The following is a 19,002-nucleotide window of genomic DNA, read 5'->3' as shown; positions in this document are numbered from 1 at the left end:
TATTTGCCTCTCTTTCTCTGTCCGTGTTTCCGAGCGTAGAATCGATATTTGACCTTTTTCTTAAATTGGTGTTACTTAGCCGGAAAGGGCGTGGGGAAACAGTTTGGGAACTGACCTGCCGGTTCGCTTAGTGAAGGAGGGAGGGATGGATGTTCTTGATATTATGCATGACAGGATAGTGTTCCTGTCTGCTGATGCAACACTTCGGGATGCTGCGAAAAAGTGTGACCCAAACCGGGATAGGGAGATTGTTGTCAAAACGAGCGATGGCATCCCGGTAGGAGTTGTCACGCGCGATGATGTTGTCGCGGCGCTGGCGGCTGGGGCCATGCCTGACGCTAATGTCGGCAGCATGACCCGAAGTTCTGTCGGCAGTACTCTCTCGAATGTACCGATCGACTCACTTGTCAATGAACCATTTGATCGCTGGGTGGTGTATGATGAAGACCAAATTGCCGGCCTGCTGAGGCGTTCTGACTTCGATGTATTTCTCCTCAATACTCCCGATCATATTTTTGCTCTGCTCGACCCGCTGCTAGACTGTGTCGATGAGCCAATCGTCATAATCAACAATCAGTGCCGGGTGGTTGTTGTTAACGCTGCGGCCTGCAAAGAGTTCAAGGCCAAAAGAGAAGACATTCTCGGGCAAGCAATAACAAACATGTTTGGGCCGACCTCGCCCAAAACCCTCCTTAAGAACAATGATTTCAAGCTGATTCAGAAGTTCAGGCAAAGCGACACCATCTATGTAGCAAATTGGACCTCCATTCGTCATGACGGGAGAATGATCGGAGGTTTTGCTATATTGCGTGACATAACCGACTACGAGTCGATGTCCACAGAGTTGGATCGAATAACTGATATTTCCAAGGAACTCAAGGCGATCATTGATTCTTCCTTTGATGGCATTTTTGTGACCGACGGGGAGAGTACAACTCTGAAAGTCAATACGGCCTATGAGCGCATAACAGGTGTCACCAGAGAAGAAGTCGTTGGCAGGACCATGAGTAGCCTGGTTGAGGAGGGCATTTATGATGAATCTGTCACCTTAAGGGTTCTTCGGGAAAAAATGCCTGTCACAATCGTACAGCATATCATGAAGACTGGCAAGACGGTCGTGGTGACAGGAAATCCGGTCTTTGACTGTGATGGCAACATCTTTCGGGTGGTGACCAACGTACGAGATGTAACCGAGTTGAATCAGTTGCAGAAAAAGATTAGCAAGATGGAACAGCTGCAGTCGCAATATGAGATAGAAATCCAGCAGCTGCGTATGCACGCTGATGATCAGAAGGATTTTGTCATAAAGTCGAAGAAAATGAAGGAGGTGTATACACTCGCTTTAAAGCTTGCCGAGGTGGACTCCACCGTTTTGATCCAAGGGGATTCCGGTGTTGGCAAAGAGGTCGTTTCCGAGATTATTCACCGCCACGGAGCGCGGCGGAATAGGCCTTTTGTCAAGCTCAGTTGTGCGGCAATCCCAGAAAATCTCTTGGAGTCGGAGCTGTTTGGGTATGCGCCGGGAGCCTTCACCGGAGCGAGCAAGGAGGGCAGGGCTGGTGTTTTTGAACTCGCTCACGGAGGAACCATCTTTCTTGATGAAATAGGGGAGATGCCGATGGGGCTGCAGGTAAAATTGTTACGCGTGCTGCAGGAGAGGGAGGTCGTCCGTATAGGTGGAGCCAAGCCCAAGAAAGTTGATATTCGCATCATGGCAGCAACGAACCGGGATCTGGAGCAGATGGTCCGTGAGAAGCTCTTTAGAAAAGATCTCTTCTACAGGCTCAATGTGGTGCCGGTTGTTATTCCTCCCCTCTGTGAAAGGAAAGAGGCCATTAGTCACTTTGTCTATTTCTTTCTCCGCAAGCACAACAAAAAACAGGGGTTGAGCAAGCAGATCACCACGGAGGCGCTGGAGGTTCTGGTCGGTTACGATTGGCCGGGAAATGTGCGGGAACTTGAAAATATGGTGGAGCAGCTGCTTATTATGGCCCAGGGAGAGGTGATAACGGTCGAAGCCCTGCCAACCCGGCTGAGAACTCTGCTTTCACCAGTTGCCTCCGTGGCCCACGGGGAGAAACCATTCAAGGTGGCGCTTGAGGAGTTTGAGTGCAGGCTGCTTAAAGGTGCCATAGACAAGCACGGCAGTTCCCGTAAGGTAGCGAAAGCGCTGGGTATCAACCAGTCGACGGTGGTCCGCAAGGCCAACCGTTTCGGGATACAGTTTTGCGGGTGATCACCTGATGCTGGTCGGCATCAGGCGATGCGGATAAGCATCGGTGTCTTGGCATTCCTTTCGATAGAAGGGAAAACCAAATTGTTTGATAGCTGTTTAGAGTGAAAAATGAGTGTGGTTGATGCGAAACAGCATCAATTTTGTGGTGAATTGCTATGGTTGTCGAATATTCTTCCTCTGTTGAAATCCATATCCTTTCGATATTTCACTGTTCCCTTTCACCTCCTCCTGACAAAACATGTTTCCCATCGAAAACGGTGGGGTGGAACGTGGATGATGTCACTTTTATCCAGTTATGGCAAATGATTGCCAATCTGCTGGATATTCCCTTTCTGAATGACCATTCAAGGGATCCGTGTATCAGGGTGGTTGGACCAAATCCAGTCTCATTTTCAAGGAATGACTGAAAATGACAAAAATGTACACTCCGGGCGCGCTTCTTGCTTTACTTGTAACCACCGGCACGATAGCCGGGTTCTCTGCGCGGAGAATTGATGAAATTCAAGCAGGACAATTATTCACGTTTAACCAGGAGTGATTGTACATGAAAGCAAAGAGAGAATATGGTGCATGCCAACCGGGCATACGTATGGGGTCGTTAACCTTCCGTTTGCCTTTCATCCACTACCGATTCGAAATAGCCGATTATCTGCAGGGGCTGCTGATGTGCACGGTTTGCCTTGCGATTATACCGGTACTGACGGGTAAACTGGGGATGTCCTTCGAGGTTGCACTGGCAATCGTCATTATCAACGGAACGCTGTATCTGGCTCATGTAACTTTCGGTGATCCCGTGATTCCGGGCTGGATAACCCCCGCAATCCCACTGCTGATTGCCTACGTTGAAACCTTCGCACCCGGGGCTGCGCGGATGCAGGCACTTATTGCCTTTCAGCTCACCTTCGGAGTGTTTTGTGTCTTTCTCGGGGTGACCGGTCTGGCGAAGCGTTTTGTCTCCCTTATTCCCAATGCCGTGCAGTCAGCCATCTTGCTGGGGGCCGGCTTTTCCGCGGTCATGCTGGTCTTTAAGCCGGGCGAGGGCTTGAAGAGTTTTGACTCCAATCCATGGACCATTACCATCTGCATAGGTATCGCCTTTTATCTGTTGTTTTCAGAGCATTTCAAGAAGCTCAGGCGTAAGAACAAGTTCATGTATTACCTTGGTAACCTCGGCATGATGCCTGCGCTTGCCCTGGCAATTTTCGTCGGACCACTGCTTGGCGAGCTACCGTGGCCGACTTACGACGGCAGCATCATCACCCACCCTGATTTTGCAGGCCTGTTCAGGGACTTCACCGTATTTGGCAATATCCCGTTTCCCCCACTGGAGATGTTCATTACCGGTCTGCCCATGGTGATCAGCTGCTATATAGTTGTTTTCGGTGATGTAATTCAGTCACAGGCTCTGCTCGATGACGCCCAGAAATATCGTCCCGATGAGAATGTCGACTACAATCCCAACAGGTCCCACATCATTTTTGGTGTCCGTAACAGCATTATGAGTTTCCTCGGACCGGATATTTCCATGTGTGGCCCTCTCTGGGCGGCAATGCAGGTTGTGGTGTGTGAGCGGTACAAGCATGGTCCGAGAGCGATGGACTCCATCAATGGCGGCGCCGGTTCCTTCCGCATGGGAACCTGGACCGGTTATTTTCTTGCCCCGATCGTCTCCACAGTGAAACCGATCCTCGGAGTCGGTCTGGCCTCCACCATGCTGATTCAAGGCTATGTGAGTGTACGGGTTGGTGTGCTGAAGTCGCGGGGATTCAACGACCTCGGCATTGCCGGCGTCGCTGGCGCAATCCTTGCCACCCGAGGCGCCGCCTGGGGATTGGGCTCAGCAATTCTTCTTACTTTCTTGATTTACCTCAGCAGTTTTCCCAAGGCGTACGAGAAGGAAGATCCGATCTTTCCCTGCGATTCACCTGAGAATATTGAAAAGCAAGTCGCTGAAGCATTGAAAGGAAACATGAGGAACTGATCGAATGGCACAAATTGTCGGGTATCAACAGGGCAAGGAGCAGAAGGTTCCGCTCACCCAGGTAGCCCTGATAGTCATAGTTGGGTTTTCCCTCATCGGTTTCATGCTGGTGTCTGATCAGAAGTGGCAGGAGCATATGGTCTCTTTGGTATGCGCCGTACTGGTGATTCTGGTCCTGGTCTATTTCGCATTCAACAGGAAAAACCCAAACTGGTGGAAGCGGTATTTCAAGAAAGCCGACCACGCGCGTCACTTGCAGGGAGAAAAAAAGATTGTCGAGGCTCTCAGCAAACTGGGTGACGATTACACCATCCTCTGTGGCTTCACCCTGGAGTTGATCCATGTGAGTTTTTTGGTCCTGTCACCGAAAGGGATCTTTGTCATTGGCAAGGCTACGTTACCCGGAGCGATTCGGGTAGAGCAGGAGACTCTTATGGCCGGTGATGAATCCCTTGCCAAGTGTACCGGCAATTTGTGGCGAGTAAGTCATCTGGTGAATCTATTGATAAAGAAAGGTTATAGCACTGAAATCATGCCCAAGCCAATCCTGGTTCCAACCCATAGCGATTCATTGCAAGAGGCGCTGTTTGACGGCATATCCATCGTCAAGCCAGAAGGGTTGGCATTGCTGGTTGAAACACTCGCAACAGAGGAAATTCGACCAGACCTGATACACGGTTTCACGGCTTATCTGTATCAAAGGTATTTCAAATAATTTGGGCATATGTGAGCACTTCTCAATGCGGGCAGCTTATGCTGTCTGCCAGAGGTGCTTGAATATGGCCCCTTACGACATGCACATCGCGCCAATCTCCGGGCGGTGTGTCAGGAGATGCTGTTATGTCAAATATAAAGATGTTTCGTACCACCGAGCGCCTGGTCATGGGAGCCGGTGCAATCAATAATATCGTTCAGGAAATAGCCGCTCTGGGGGGCAGCAAACCGATGATCGTCACTGATCCCGGCCTGGTGGCCACAGGCATCATCGAGCGCCTGGAGGAACTCCTGAGTGAAGGAGGGTTGCAATGTGCCAGATTCGACAAGGTCGAGGCTGATCCCCGTTATGAACTGGTCAATGAAGTCGTGCAGCTGGTACAGGCAGAAGGTGTTGACTGCATTATCGGTATCGGTGGCGGCTCTTCCCTGGATATCGCCAAAATCGTTGCGGTAATGGTCAACAACCCAGGCAGCGTGGCAGAATATTTCGGTATCGATCTGGTGAAAAAGCCTGGTCTGCCCATGGTGCTGATTCCGACCACTGCCGGCACCGGCAGCGAGGTTACCCCGATCGTCATTTTGTCCGATCATCAAGAAAAACTGAAGAAAGGAGTGGTCAGCTCACATCTCTTTCCTGATTGCGCGCTGCTCGATGCGGAGTTGACGGTCGGTCTGCCGCCTGCGGTGACCGCTGCCACCGGCATGGATGCGCTTATTCACGCCATGGAAGCCTATACCTCGATCAACGCCAACTCAACCACGGATATGCTGGCAGTCAAGGCGATGGAGCTGATTTTCGATAATATCAGGACAGCTTACGCCAACGGGCAGGACATCGAGGCGCGAGAGAAGATGCTCGAGGGCAGCATGCTTGCCGGCATGGCCTTTGCCAATGCCGGGGTGACCGCCGTTCATGCCTTTGCCTATCCGATAGGTGCAGAGTTCCATATTCCCCATGGTATCGCCAACACCATCATGCTGACACCGGTGATGGAGTTCAATCTCATAGGAAATATAGAGAAATTTGCTGAAATTGCGAAAATTTTCGGGGAAGGCGAAAAGGGCATGAGCCAGCGAAAGCTGGCAGAACTCGGAGTGGCTGCAGTCAAACAGCTGGCGGATGACCTCAATGTACCCCAAAACCTTACTGCGTATGGGGTGAAGGACGAGGATATACCGGGTTTGGCGGAAGGAGTGATGAAGGTTACACGCCTTTTAGCCAATAATCCGAGGACGCTTCAGCAGGAAGATGCTGAAAACATCTATCGGCGTGTTCTTTAGCGGGGGGGAGGGCTTGTGTACGGATTCTATAATAAACTTTTGAAAATAGATGTTACTGATAACAGCTTTGAGTCAATTGAAATCACAGATGAACTGCTGCGTGAGCACATGGGTGGCAAGGGTTTGGCCAGTCACCTGTTGATGCAGTTCAACCCCCCGGGGGTGGATCCTCTGGGGCCTGATAACCACCTTATTTTCTCTGTCGGGCCTGTGGCGGCGACACGGGTCTGGGGTTCCTGCCGGTACGGGGTGTTCACCAAATCCCCCCAGACCGGTTTCTATGCAGAGTCCTACTCGGGTGGAACCGTGGCCGAATACATCGACGCGACCGGCTACGACGCCATTGTTTTCCATGGGCGCTCAGAAGAGCTGGTGTGGGTGGAAGTATCGGATGACACCGTGCGGTTCCATTCGGCGGAGCAGCTGCGTGGCCTGGACACCTATGCCACCGAGGACCGAATCAAACAGTGGATTTCCGCTAACAGACCGGAGACATCAAAATGCGGGGTGTCGGTGGTGGGTCCGGCCGCCGAGAACGGGGTGACGTTTGCCTTGATCGAAAACGACTACTGGCGATCTGCCGGACGAACCGGCGCCGGCGCCGTGCTGGGTGCCAAAAACATCAAAGCCATCGCTTTTCACGGCAGGCAGAAAGCCGAGGTGGCTGATCCTGAACTGGTGGCCGCATTTGCCCGGGAGTTGTCGGAAAGAAGCAAGACCGACAATGGGGTGAAGGCGTATAAAAAGCTCGGCACCCCAATGATGGTCGACGTGCTCAATGAGGCCCGGGCATTTCCGACCAGGTACTGGTCGAAAGGGCAGAGCGAACATCGGGAAAATATCAACGCCACCGCCTTGCATGAGCGGTGCGAGGTCAGACCCAATGCCTGCAGAAAATGTTTCATGGCCTGCGGGCGCCTGTCGACGGTCAAGAGCGGGAAACATCAAGGCCTGACCGTCGAAGGACCGGAGTACGAGACCATTTACGCCTTTGGTGGACTCTGCGAAGTGGATAACATTGAGGATATCCTCTATCTCAACGACCTCTGCGACCGGTTGGGTATGGACACCATCACCGCAGGTAATTTGGTGGGGTTGGCCATTGAAGCCGTGCTTCAGGGTCGTATCGAGCTGGATCTGAGCTATGGAGATACCGAGGCAATTGCCCGACTCTTGCAGGACATTGCCTATCGGCAGGGCTATGGCGATGTGTTGGCCGATGGCATCAAGGTGGCTGCGGAGCAGTGGGACATGGTGGATCAGGCAATCCACGTCAAGGGACTGGAACCGGCCGGGTACGACCCGAGGGTTCTGAAAGGTATGGGGCTTGCCTACGGCACCTCCGCCCGTGGCGCCTGTCATCTGCGGGCGACCTTCTATAAACCGGAAATTACCGGAATGAGCGACCCCGAGAAAATTCAGGGCAAGTCTGAGATGTTCGTTGAATGGGAAGACCGGCTCACCTTTTTTGATACGCTGATTCTCTGTCGATTCTACCGCGACATGTACCAGTGGCAGGAGTTGGCCACCATGGTAAAAGGAGTAACCGGTCTTGATCTCAGTGAACAAGCCATGGTAGCTATTTCAAGACGTATCACTGATAACACCAGGTTGTTCAATATCCGTGAGGGATTGACCGTTGAGGATGATAGACTGCCCAAGCGGTTTGCCAGAGAGGTCTTGCCTGAATCTGGCCGGGTGATCTCTGAGGAAAATATGACCATTCTTCTGAGGAATTACTACAAAACCAGGGGCTGGGACGAGGAAGGTATACCGGTGCCTAAAGGCTAGACCGAAATCGAGATACAGAGTGACTCGTGGAGTTGTGGTGGTGCCCTGTTTTGGGCGCCACCTGGCTCGGGGGTACATAACCGCTGGAGTGAGAATGTTTGTTGTATCACCGGAAGCACTGGAATACGTAAAAAAGAAAGGAAGCGATATAACTGTTTGGCTTGAATTTACTCATTCGGCAGGTGGCTGATGTGGTGGAAGGCAGGTTATTGCCTGCACCCCGGCGGTTCGCTTGGGGAAACCTTCATGCCCGGAGAAGTATCAAAGTACGGTTCTTGAGGATGTTACTATATGGTTTGGTGACAATATTAAACCCGAGAAGGAATATGCAGTTATATCTCTGAAAAAGTTATGGTTCCTAAAAGAGCTGGTAGTCGATGGCGTACAATCGTTTGTCCGGCATGACTGATACCTGTTGCCGGGGCCAATTTATAACCACCCTCGCAGATGTTTTGTAAATGGCATACCCACCCAACGCGTTACACACTATACGCGGTGCCGGGATAGCTCAGTCGGTAGGGCAACGGCTTGAAAATCCGTGTGTCCCTGGTTCGATTCCTGGTCTCGGCACCATTTAGATAGAAAGCCCTTTCAGCAACATGTTGGAAGGGCTTTTTTCGTTTCCTGAATTTGTCCGGTCGTGTTTGCGGACGTTTTTCAATTGCCTGCAGTTATCGTGTGTCGCTCATTGGGTAGGATAATCCTTGGCGGCAATGATGGGGGAGATTCGTTCACGTGTTTGCGCATCTGCTTTTATTGCGTCAGAGTATATCTCTATTCAGTCCGAGCTTTGAAGATCCTATAACCTACCCCAGCCGAAATTATTTAATATCAGAGGAATGACCTACACTGTCGTGAATCTTATACATTGCCTAACGCCTTGTTGTTCTTGATCGCTAACGGCGCTGCCGAAGATAAGCAGGAAACACGTTAACTTCAAGAGGAAGACAACATGGATAACCTTCGGTTTGGCAATAAAAAATTCAATGCTCACAATCCAGCGTTACGGTTGAGGTTACCAAATAATTCACGTATGTCGTATCTGGCAGAAACATACCTCGACAATAGCCCATAAAAATCATCGTACATCGCGTCACCACTTCAAAACATCCCGAAGAATAGACCACCGGGGTAATTTATCACGCTTCATCGCATCACCCAACATCCAGTGGTTATATAGTGCATCAACCACTCCGTACGATTTCTCGTTGAGCAGCCAGGCGTTTATTGCCAGAAGCAACTGTTTATTGTCACGGGCAACAGCATAAACAACGGGTTCTCTGATTACAGGTTTAGGTACTACAAGAGTAAAGGCCGGGTAAAGCAATGTCACAGCAGCACCTTCCTCAGCTAAATCCAGTATTGCATCAACACTATCGAGATTGTTTTCAAGCATCCTCACCTGTTCTTCTCTATTCTGAATGGGCACAATTGTTGCCTTTGGCAGGGCCATTGAAAGCTTGGATAAGTTGCTGATGTTATTTTCAACAGCCACAGTGAAAGACTCTTTTTTAAGTAATATCTCTTGCCAGTTCAGGTAATCATTTCTGTTATGATCTCGTACAATCAGGCCCAAAGATGAGACATAAACTGTCGATGTCAATGAAAATTGATTTGTTTTTTGCCAGGAAACGGACACACTCCGTGTATATACGTCACATGCACTATTATTAAGGAACTGTGCTGCTTCTTGTTCTGATTCGGTTGCTATAAACTCGAGAGGCAAGCCAAATTTCTTTGCAAGCCTGTGCGCCATCTCAATATCAAAACCTACGAGTTGAGAGCGATTCTCATTCGTGAAAAACGATGAAGGATATTCGTCAGGTTGAAAACACACTCTCAACACCCCTCTTTCAACTATCTGCTCAGAATTTGCTGGTTTTGCATCTGTTTCAGTGACACCACCGTCATGGTCGTATCTGATAGTGAACGGTTGAGGAGTACCCCAAAATTGCATACTCTGCAGGGCTTTGTCTTTGGTATAATGAACAACAATAAAGGTAGAATATAACCAGCGAACTCCGAGTAAGATTGCAGTGATGAGCAAGATACTTATGACAGTCACCTGTACAAGCTGGCGCCAGTTGAAATAGGTTCTTCGTAACAACAGCATGGTACCGATCAAACCAATTGTTGCATATTGCATCGCAGATAACAGCGTTCCAAAACGTGAGGTTATTACATCAACAGAGACGAAGACCTGAAAAAGATCTGCGGGGAGATGCATGAGGTCCAGTAAAAACGGTATAGTCTTTATTGTGCCAGCAAACAAAGCGGGTATTCCGGCAGCAAAGAGCAGAGGATAGGAAGATGCAGAAACCTCCGAACCGATATACCACCCACCGAAAAGAAGAAATGATAGTGAGAGTACCCCCATGACACTGGGGAAAGTATAAAAGGTCGGGATTAAGACTTCGACCGATGAATCAGCATCATCCGGCGAAACTGATGGTAATTCGGCCGCATTGATAATTTTTTTACACTGCTCTATGAGCTGAGGTAACACAATTAGAGAACTCCCGGTTGCAAAAGCAGTGATTAAAGGAGTTCGCAGTTCGGAGATGATTCGTCGATAACGAAAGGGTGTAAAAACTGTAATCAGTCCAGGTAAAACAAAGAGGGCCAGAATGAGGCAAATTGCTGAGTAAATAACAACATACACCTGCAGTCGAGCAAAGTCCGCTACATCCGTTGTTCCTGCCATATCTGCCATAAGTGCAAATACGCCTATCGGACTGAGTTTTGAAATAATGGAGGTGATCTTCATGGTAGCCTGTTGAATCAACGTCAGGGGCTCCAGTACCTTTATTTTCTGTGAAAGTCCAATAAGAGCAATACCAAGCAAAATACTAAAGATAACAATGGCAGGAACAGCACCTTCGGCATAGGAGCTAAAAGGGTTTGAGGGAATGAAAAGTCGCTGGAAATCAAATGGAACTGGCTCAGTAATTTGACTTGTACTGAAAAACGACGATGTAATCCAGGAAGGAAATGCTATTGGAATGAGTATCACCAATGAAACCGCTATCGCCCAGATAACGAGCAGGATGCTTCCACCCTTGATAGCCAGAGATTTCACCTCCTCATAGTGGAGAGATCCTATTCCGGTGATCAATGCCAGAGAAATGTAAGGGATTACTGTGATCTGTAATAATTGAATAAAAACTTCACCTACAATTTTCAACCACCCCACTTGTTCACCAAAAAATAGACCAGTGATAATACCCAAAAAGACGCTGAGTAAAACCTGTTCGGGCAGACCAAAGCGAAGGGTGGCAGAGGGGGGGGGAGTTGGCGGCATATTGGAATTACTCATGGGTGTATTTTCCCTTGACTTGTTGAACCGACATTCTGTGATACAGGGTGAGCTAGTAAATTAAATAGTCGTGGGTGATCAGAAGAGATCAGACTTTACTAGCATACGTAATTGACGACTCTAATTTCGATCGAAGAATTTGACACCATGAAATGTTGAACAAAAAACTTTACAGTAAATCGATTTATTTTTTATCATCCTCTCGTTTGCAAACCTAGTCGAAGATCATGACTAAATACGTAACAAAAAGAATCAGATGAACCACTCCATGAATTATATTTGTCTTGTTACTGGAAAAGGTCACGATAGAAACAACCAATGTTGTGATTAGTAAAACCATGTCCACCTGACCAAGACCAAGAACCACTTTGCTGCCGGTCGCAAGACCAATCAGCAAAATTGCCGGTACAGTCAAGCCTATAGTGGCAAGGGCCGAGCCAAGGCAAATATTGACTGAACGCTGGAGTTTATCAGAGGTGGCTGATTTAATGGCCGCAACACCTTCAGGTGCAAGAACCAGCACCGCAATCAAAACACCTCCAAGGGCCATTGGAGCATTGTATGCTACAATCTTGTAATCGATAATCTTTGCCATGTTTTTTGAAAGTAAAACGATAGGCAGCATATTGAGAAGCAGCAGACACGCGTGATATGGCACTGGGCGAATAACCAGGTTGCCATGGTCATGCTCACCTTCCGGGTCACCACCTGGTATCATAAAGAACCCTTGATGACGCATGGTCTGTATTGCCAGGAAGGTACCATAGAGTGAAACAGAGGCAAGAATACCAAAAATCATCTGAGTAGTAGAATATGTCCCCCGTTCAGTGGCAAGGGTAAAATCTGGCAGGATGAGGCTCAGAACCGATAGTGGAATGAGAACAGTGAGGAAGGTATTGGCACCCTGAAGATTATGGACTTGTTCTAAATGGCGTAAACCTCCACAAAGTAATGAAATGCCGATCAACCCATTGAGTACTATCATCAATACAGCAAACATCATGTCGCGACCGAGGGTCGGGTTTTGATCCCCTGTTAGCATAACTGCTGAGATCATCACAACCTCGATACTGATTACTGAAAGTGTAAGAATGAGTGTGCCATAGGGCTCACCAAGCTTAATTGCCAGGCAGTCAGCATGTTTGACCACACCAAAAGACAACCACAGCATGATAAGGAAAAGCCAGAAGAAAAAGGCTGTTGGTAAAACCGCACCTGACATGTTGGTCAGCCAGGCCTTGCCCAAAAGTAGAAAACAGGCAAGAGTTATCAAACCAGCCAGTAGACCAACTTCTTCCTTTACGAACTTACCTAACGTATCTCTGTTCATCCTACTCCTAACTTGCTTTTGAATTATATTTAAATAAGTAAAAGCTTGAAGCACCCGTAGAGATATAGACCTACATGAAGTCTTTGATAGATAACCAACAGCAATACACTTTATCGTAATGATAGAGGTTATTATTTGTAATGTAAACTATTTAAGCAAATCTGAAAATTCACTCGAGTTCCTGTTACGGTTCACTTAATGCGTATTGGAACAGTTGTTCCATCAACGGCAAAGGGCTGTGGACAATTCCGCTTTGGTGTCAACCACCCTGATCAAGCCTAAACAGCCCCTCTGTAGGAGAAGATCTATCTGAGCATATGCCAGCCTGTCAGGAGAATCCTCACCGCCTGGATTGCAGTTTTTTAAAAGAGCCGAGGGGATAGATTGTTTCTCTGCTTATAGAATGTTACGGTTATAGAACCGACTCAAGCAAACGGTTGGGCAACCTGAGCTATTGCAGATGCGTAGAAGATCTACAGAAATATAAATGGTGAGAAGAGGGGTGGGCTATGAGAATTCTTGATACCGGCGGAATTAAGGAACTGATGTTAGGTAGTTTCGTGGCTGCAGTATGTTTTGGTGCTCCCGCATTGAGTGAGAATAACCGGCACTCTTTAAAGGATAGAAGAGACTACTTGCAAATCAGGCATTACAACAGTGTTGCGCCCCAAGTAAGGTACCGGAATGTTTCCCCCAAATTATGTAATGTTCCTGTAAGAACATACATTCATCAAAGCAAAACAGGCAAAACAGGAACATCAATTGATTGCTAAATAATTTTCACGATAACTATGGTAATATCATCCGCTTGAGCGACTCCTGAGGTAAAACTGTTATGCTCCTGAATGATCTGGTCAAGAATGTTCTTCGCTGTTTGAGTTGAATGTTGTCGGACTATATTTTGCATGCGTTCTTTACCAAACATTTCATTATCTTGGTTGCAGGCTTCATAGATACCATCTGTTGTCAACAGAAGAACTTGATGAGGTGCCAGGCTCTCGAATTGCTGCTGATGGTAGTCATAATCCTTATCAATACCGAGTGCGAGACCGGGGCCTTTCAACTCCGTAAAGAGATCGGTAACCGGGTCGTACAGAACTGCGGGGTCGTGCCCGGCGCGAACCCACTCCATGCTCGTATGACACCGATCCAAAGTAAGATAAAACAATGTCATGAACCTGCCGTTTTTTTCCATATCTTCGGTCAAATGTCGATTCATGGCCATCACTATATCCTTCACTGCTCCTTGCTGTGACGCCCGCATCCTAAGAAATGCTCGAGCACTTGCCATCAGAAGAGCGGCATCAACGCCATGTCCGCTAATATCGCCTATGATTATCGATAAAGATCCATTCCCCGTTGTAGATTCGGGTAAATAATCGAAATAATCACCACCCACCTCATCACAGGGGAATGTTTTTCCTGCGATATCGAGGCCGTCAATAATGGGATCATCCTCAGGCAAGAGGCTCTTCTGCACTTCTGCCGCAAGTTGAAGAGCTTTTTTCTTCTCATGAATATCGATCACAATACCCTGGTGGTAACGGGTTCCTGTAGAGGGGTCTTCGAAAATTGAGGTGCGATCCTCGATCCAGCGAATATCACCATCGCCGGTGATAATACGATATGTCTGAGAGTAGCTCTCTATCCCTTGTTCTACAAAATCCTGTATTTCCTTTAGAGTTCTCGCTGAATCTTCATGATAGACAATATCCCTGAACATGATTTTTCCCACCAGAAAGTCTTCTGCATGATAACCAAAGCACGAGATGTTTCGAGATACATAGACCATTTTACGCTTTTTGGGATCATCGGCTGCCAAACGACGAAAGAGGATGGCGTTACTGTTTTCAAGTATAATTTCAGTCAGTGATAACGCGCCCAAGTTTTCGACTTCCTGCTCTTTGGATTTCAGTCGATGAGTCAACTCCGCAATCTCTTCTCGCAGGGAGCGATTTATGGATTCAAGGGTGCTGCATTCTTTATCCGAGGTCATTATCAGTTGCTCCAGAAGACTGTATTGTCAATTTCCGTTTCATTAGAAGGGGGCTAGCCGCCTGCTATAAATAGCTTAGAGTACCTTCTGGCCCAGATCAAGTCCTGTATTTCACTAAGTTTACTGCTAAACCAGGTTCTATTTTTGCGAAAAATGAGACACTCAATCATGTAATTAGTTATTAACCAGGAGCCTGTCGGAGAAAAACCTTTTCCCCAAGTCGGCATTATAAATGGAAAATTAATGCTGGTAATATCAGCCATATGGTTCGGCATGATCTGCCACCCCCCTCGATGTCTCGATCTCTGCAATAATTGCAATTCTCCGACAGGCTTCGAGTAAAGTGAACAGGGAGAGACCAGAGGAATTCACTCAATATCCTCCAGAGGCTTTTTTTTGAACTTGTGGTGTCTGAGCCTGAGAGAGAAATCAAAGATGATGCATCGTTTGAAAATGCTTTTCTTGATAAACGGGAAAGCCGATTTTGCTGTGGTCGATAGCAGTAGTAGTTTTGCAGTATCAATGTAATCAGGAATTTTTGTGCAGGATTAGGATTCTCAGGTCCCACTCCGGTCGTCTGGAGGTTGAAGGACAACTTCTGCAAATAGCATTTGAATTGTCATCGTGCGGAGCAGACACTGCAACTGTGGCGCAAAGAAGCTGTAAAACTGGTGCTGGAGCCGGGTAAAGGCGGCTGACATAATGAATGATTCAGTCAGGCAGGGAGCAAAGAGACGGGAAGGAGGCAAACCTTACCAAGATCTCTGGGGAGAGGCGTTACACCAAGACAAAAATTGTGTTGGGTGAAAATCAGCTTGGCGCGGTGCGGATGCATGAGGAAAAATCAGGACTGTAATGCACTACAAGGCCTACGCAGTCTAACCAATTGCTGGCCTTTTCCCATGTGGTTTATACCGCTCCGGCATGGGAAAAGATATTTCTCCATCTAACTGAAAAATTGGTGTTATTTTTTAAAAGGGGTTGGTTATATATTGATCATAAAGACATGGATGAGACAAAAGTCAAAGGGGTTTAGTATCCTGTATGTTCTCTGGTCCAGCTTCAGCGTATCCATTGAGATTTTGATCCTGCGAGGAATGCGGGGACGTGGGCCCATGTTCTGTGTGTGGCACAGTTTCACGTAACCTTGATTTTGACCTGTTAGTTGTGACGTTGGGGATGTCGAGTATTTTGGAGGAAGCTAACCAAGAGGAGAAGAAAAAATGATCAGTGCGTGCAATAATATCCGGCCAAATCTTGTTGGAGATTATCCAGAAATTGATCCCACGGCTCTCATAGATCCATCAGCACAGATAATAGGGAACGTAAAAGTGGGCAAAAATGTATTTGTTGCTCCTTTAGCTGTAATCCGATCTGATGAACCGGGGCCTGACGGTAAAGTTAGCCCAATCATTCTGGGGGAGGAATGCAATATTCAGGATGGTGTCATTATCCACAGTCACGGTGGCGATATTGTCAGTATAGGGGAACGTTCTACCGTGGCCCATGGCGCGGCTATTCACGGGCCTTGTGAGGTGGGGGCAGGGTGCTTTATTGCCATGCGCAGCACAGTGTACAGCGCAAGCCTGGAAGCAGGTGTGTGGGTGGGGATGAACGCGACCATAATGAAAACGACCCTTGAGGCATACACCTATGTACCTGCCGGTGCGGTAATTCGATCAAACCGTGACGCTCTTGATCTCCGCCTGGTCTCTGAAAAGGAAAAGACGTATATGGACAATGTCTTGCTGGCAACGAATCGGTTGCGGGAGGATTACCGACGGATGCTGGCAGCCAGGTCTGCTGGCTAATTATAACCTGGATGGTCCGGGCCGTTACTCCTGTCTGGAGAGGCCTCCTGAGTGTATAACAGTGAATGAGTATCGGGGGCCCGCTTCATTGTGGCACAACTCTAAGGGGTGGGGATTTGGCACTGTTTCTGGAGGAAAATGTGTCGTACTAGTGACGTACTTTTTAATAATAAGGTTGTACTCGTCCTCGCCCGCGGATTTTGTGTGGAAGAGCCTCTCCAAATTGCTCAATGCGGTACCTACAGAGCGAAATTGGTAGGGTAACGGTGAGAAATGCCGTGTGTTCCCGGTTCTGTTTCTGTCCCGGATCCATTTAGATAGAAAGCCCTAGCAACCGCTCTGCTGCTTGGGCTTTTTTCGTTCCTGTCTTTGTCTGGTGTCTTTCTGGGCGTGTTGCCCGTTTGGAATTCAAATAGGAACGGCAATCCTCGGTGCCAATGTTGGTTGAAGATTCGTTCACGTGTTGGCTCATCTGCTTTTATTGCGTCAGAGCACATCTCTATTCAGTCCGAACTTTGACGACCCTATACTCACTTCTGTTGAGATGATTTACTGTAAGAGAGGGAATGAACGATACTGTGGTGGTATATCTCATCAGACTGATAACTTCACAGCCAGATTGCAGGGTGCGCCCGACAGACGACTACTGTTAATGTTCTTATATCGCAAGACATAAGCTTGAACTTGTGTTCCTCTGGCTAACCTGAGATGTTAGCCAGGTGTACAGAGCAGACAAGATGGCTGCGCGAAGAGAGAACTGAAAGAATTGAACGGGAAAAACTTTATCTTGAACAGGAGTCTCCCTGGATCATATCTGAGTCGATCCTCCCAGTTATTTTGAATATGTACATCTCAACAATAAAAACATTCGACAGCAAACAAATAGAGAACAGGAAAATGATAATTACACGAATGGAAACTAAACAGCGGATGAGTAGGATCGTTATCCATAACGGTACAATCTATCTCTGCGGTCAGGTGGCGGAAGACGCGAGCATGGGTATCAAGGAACAGACTGAAACGATGCTTGCCAAAGTTGATTTTCTCCTTGAACAGGCTGGAAGCGACAGAAAACATATCCTCTCTGCCACCATCTATATAAAATCCATGGAAGATTTTGCCGAGATGAACGAGGTTTGGGATAACTGGGTCCCTGAGGGGCACGCACCGGCACGTGCCTGTGTGGAGGCGTCTATGGCAAGAGACGCGTTGCTGGTTGAAATCTCCGTTGTAGCGGCTGTTGCAAAATAGCAGTTTTAAAGGTTAGGATCTTACCTGGCAGTTAGAGTTGAGCAATAGTGTCCTACCCCGGCCCGAACGATTTTGATCATCATATCAAAGATCCTTGAGGGTTGGCGGTGTTGGAAGCCAGGGCTCACCAGATTCTGCCATCTGGTAGCCGAGATCGAATAATTGACGCATATAGTTGGGGTCAAATATTTCACTTGGTTTCTCATTAAAATCAGCAGGTATGAAAGCCAGATTGTAATTCAGTCCATCCCTCACCGCGCCATAATATAATCTGTACATGTCGCCGATACCTTGGGTGCGGATGAGTGAGGTAATTGCGCTACCTGCAATTGGAATGATTTTGGGATCAATGGGTTGCATTTGGGGGTACAGGCGGGCATTACGTATCAGATATAGATTGGGGGTGCCTTTGATTTCAAGCTTCCCAATCACTGTTGACCACTTAACGCCCACCGGATAGAGGAATATCTGGGTTGTTGTACCACCATCGACATGAATTTCGTCATAGCGCTGCCCGTTTGCTTCGACCTCGATAAAAATGGGTGGGAAGGCCGCTGGTATTGACGCAGATGCCAGCAACACTTTATGGATCAATTCTGATGCCTGTGGATGGCCGCTGGCCGCAATTTCGGTAATGTTCCAGATAACCGGCCTTCCCGCCTCCAGATTGGTTGTTCCGATAAACAGCTTGCGCCCTTTGGTATTCTCTGTCGCAATTGCGTCTACGACTTTTTGATCTATGTATTTCTTGATTTGAGCGTAAATCGGTTCGTTCCCCATCGCGGCGTCCCCCGATATGATCGAGAGGATTGAACGTCTTCTCAAGAGATCTTTCGTTGACAGGGTGGTGTAAATTTCTTCGAGTTGCGCATCGTATTCCGGACCCAGAAATGCAAAAGGTGCGGTGAGAGCTCCTGTACTCACACCGGTCACGATGGTGAATTCTGGGCGTGTACCGGTGGCTGACCAGCCCACGAGCAGTCCTGCTCCAAAAGCTCCCTCGGCTCCTCCACCAGAGATTGCCAGATAATTGTGTTCTCTCCCCATTATGCCGCTGAAGTCATCTGCCAGTTCTTCCTTGGAGAGTGTTTGCCACCTGTCAGCCCAGGGCGGTGGCAAATCGCCCCAGAACCTACCTTTGAGGGGTATTCCTGGGATCTGGGCCAGTCCTTTGAAATCAGATGGCAACGGTTGGTGAGGTGTTACTGAAGCACAACCGGCAACAATACTCATGGTCACTACAATGAGTATCAGGAGGTTTCCTTGTATTTTCATAATCTGATCTTTAAATA

12 protein-coding genes and 1 tRNA gene are annotated in these 19,002 nt (G+C 48.0%); 9 read left to right on the top strand and 4 right to left on the bottom strand.

Translation table 11 applies throughout. The features are described 5' to 3' along the window. The first annotated feature begins 145 nt into the window (after positions 1–145). The 6 genes from ACN5NT_RS16430 to ACN5NT_RS16405 all read left to right on the top strand — a co-directional run bounded on the left by ACN5NT_RS16430 (position 146) and on the right by ACN5NT_RS16405 (position 8,579). Positions 146–2,236: a sigma 54-interacting transcriptional regulator gene (locus tag ACN5NT_RS16430; RefSeq protein ID WP_419176140.1), complete on the top strand. Its 2,091-nt coding sequence runs from the start codon at positions 146–148 to the stop codon at positions 2,234–2,236. 544 nt (positions 2,237–2,780) lie between these two features. Next, positions 2,781–4,217 carry a hypothetical protein gene (locus ACN5NT_RS16425; RefSeq protein WP_136799753.1) on the top strand — a complete coding sequence of 479 codons (1,437 nt, stop codon included), beginning with the start codon at positions 2,781–2,783 and terminating at the stop codon, positions 4,215–4,217. A gap of 4 nt (positions 4,218–4,221) precedes the next feature. After that, a complete protein-coding gene (locus ACN5NT_RS16420) occupies positions 4,222–4,932 on the top strand; it encodes a hypothetical protein (protein ID WP_419176139.1) in 711 nt (236 codons plus the stop codon). A 125-nt stretch (positions 4,933–5,057) separates the two neighbouring features. After that, a complete protein-coding gene (locus ACN5NT_RS16415; RefSeq protein ID WP_136799751.1) occupies positions 5,058–6,215 on the top strand; it encodes an iron-containing alcohol dehydrogenase in 1,158 nt (385 codons plus the stop codon). A 15-nt stretch (positions 6,216–6,230) separates the two neighbouring features. Next, a complete protein-coding gene (locus ACN5NT_RS16410) occupies positions 6,231–8,006 on the top strand; it encodes an aldehyde ferredoxin oxidoreductase family protein (RefSeq protein ID WP_419176138.1) in 1,776 nt (591 codons plus the stop codon). 497 nt (positions 8,007–8,503) lie between these two features. Then, positions 8,504–8,579, top strand: a tRNA-Phe gene (locus tag ACN5NT_RS16405). Between the two features lie 520 nt (positions 8,580–9,099). On the opposite strand, the gene ACN5NT_RS16400 is transcribed toward ACN5NT_RS16405, so the two are convergent. Next, a complete protein-coding gene (locus ACN5NT_RS16400) occupies positions 9,100–11,322 on the bottom strand; it encodes a cation:dicarboxylate symporter family transporter (RefSeq protein ID WP_419176137.1) in 2,223 nt (740 codons plus the stop codon). A 214-nt stretch (positions 11,323–11,536) separates the two neighbouring features. Beyond that, a complete protein-coding gene (locus ACN5NT_RS16395) occupies positions 11,537–12,652 on the bottom strand; it encodes a calcium:proton antiporter (RefSeq protein WP_419176136.1) in 1,116 nt (371 codons plus the stop codon). A gap of 509 nt (positions 12,653–13,161) precedes the next feature. Between ACN5NT_RS16395 and ACN5NT_RS16390 the strand changes: the two genes are divergently transcribed. Further along, complete coding sequence (locus ACN5NT_RS16390; RefSeq protein WP_419176135.1) at positions 13,162–13,425, top strand: hypothetical protein; 264 nt, start codon at positions 13,162–13,164, stop codon at positions 13,423–13,425. Here ACN5NT_RS16390 and ACN5NT_RS16385 read toward each other — a convergent pair. Then, positions 13,422–14,648, bottom strand: a complete 1,227-nt coding sequence (locus ACN5NT_RS16385; RefSeq protein ID WP_419176134.1) for a SpoIIE family protein phosphatase — start codon at positions 14,646–14,648, stop codon at positions 13,422–13,424. The two genes, ACN5NT_RS16390 and ACN5NT_RS16385, sit on opposite strands and share 4 nt — an antisense overlap. Before the next feature lie 1,223 nt (positions 14,649–15,871). On the opposite strand from ACN5NT_RS16385, the gene ACN5NT_RS16380 reads away from it, so the two are divergent. Both ACN5NT_RS16380 and ACN5NT_RS16375 read left to right on the top strand, forming a co-directional pair. Continuing rightward, complete coding sequence (locus ACN5NT_RS16380; RefSeq protein WP_419176133.1) at positions 15,872–16,459, top strand: carbonate dehydratase; 588 nt, start codon at positions 15,872–15,874, stop codon at positions 16,457–16,459. Positions 16,460–17,359: 900 nt separating this feature from the next. Next, complete coding sequence (locus ACN5NT_RS16375) at positions 17,360–17,710, top strand: RidA family protein (protein WP_136799757.1); 351 nt, start codon at positions 17,360–17,362, stop codon at positions 17,708–17,710. A gap of 84 nt (positions 17,711–17,794) precedes the next feature. On the opposite strand, the gene ACN5NT_RS16370 is transcribed toward ACN5NT_RS16375, so the two are convergent. After that, positions 17,795–18,985, bottom strand: a complete 1,191-nt coding sequence (locus ACN5NT_RS16370; RefSeq protein ID WP_217907704.1) for a patatin-like phospholipase family protein — start codon at positions 18,983–18,985, stop codon at positions 17,795–17,797. Positions 18,986–19,002 lie beyond the last annotated feature (17 nt).

The sequence above is a fragment of the Desulfosediminicola sp. genome (assembly GCF_048381775.1).
In the GTDB taxonomy this organism is placed as follows: Bacteria; Desulfobacterota; Desulfobulbia; order Desulfobulbales; family Desulfocapsaceae; genus Desulfopila; species Desulfopila ganghwensis.
The sequence above is the reverse complement of the archived record's forward strand: the minus strand, read 5'-3'. Positions and strand labels throughout refer to the sequence as shown.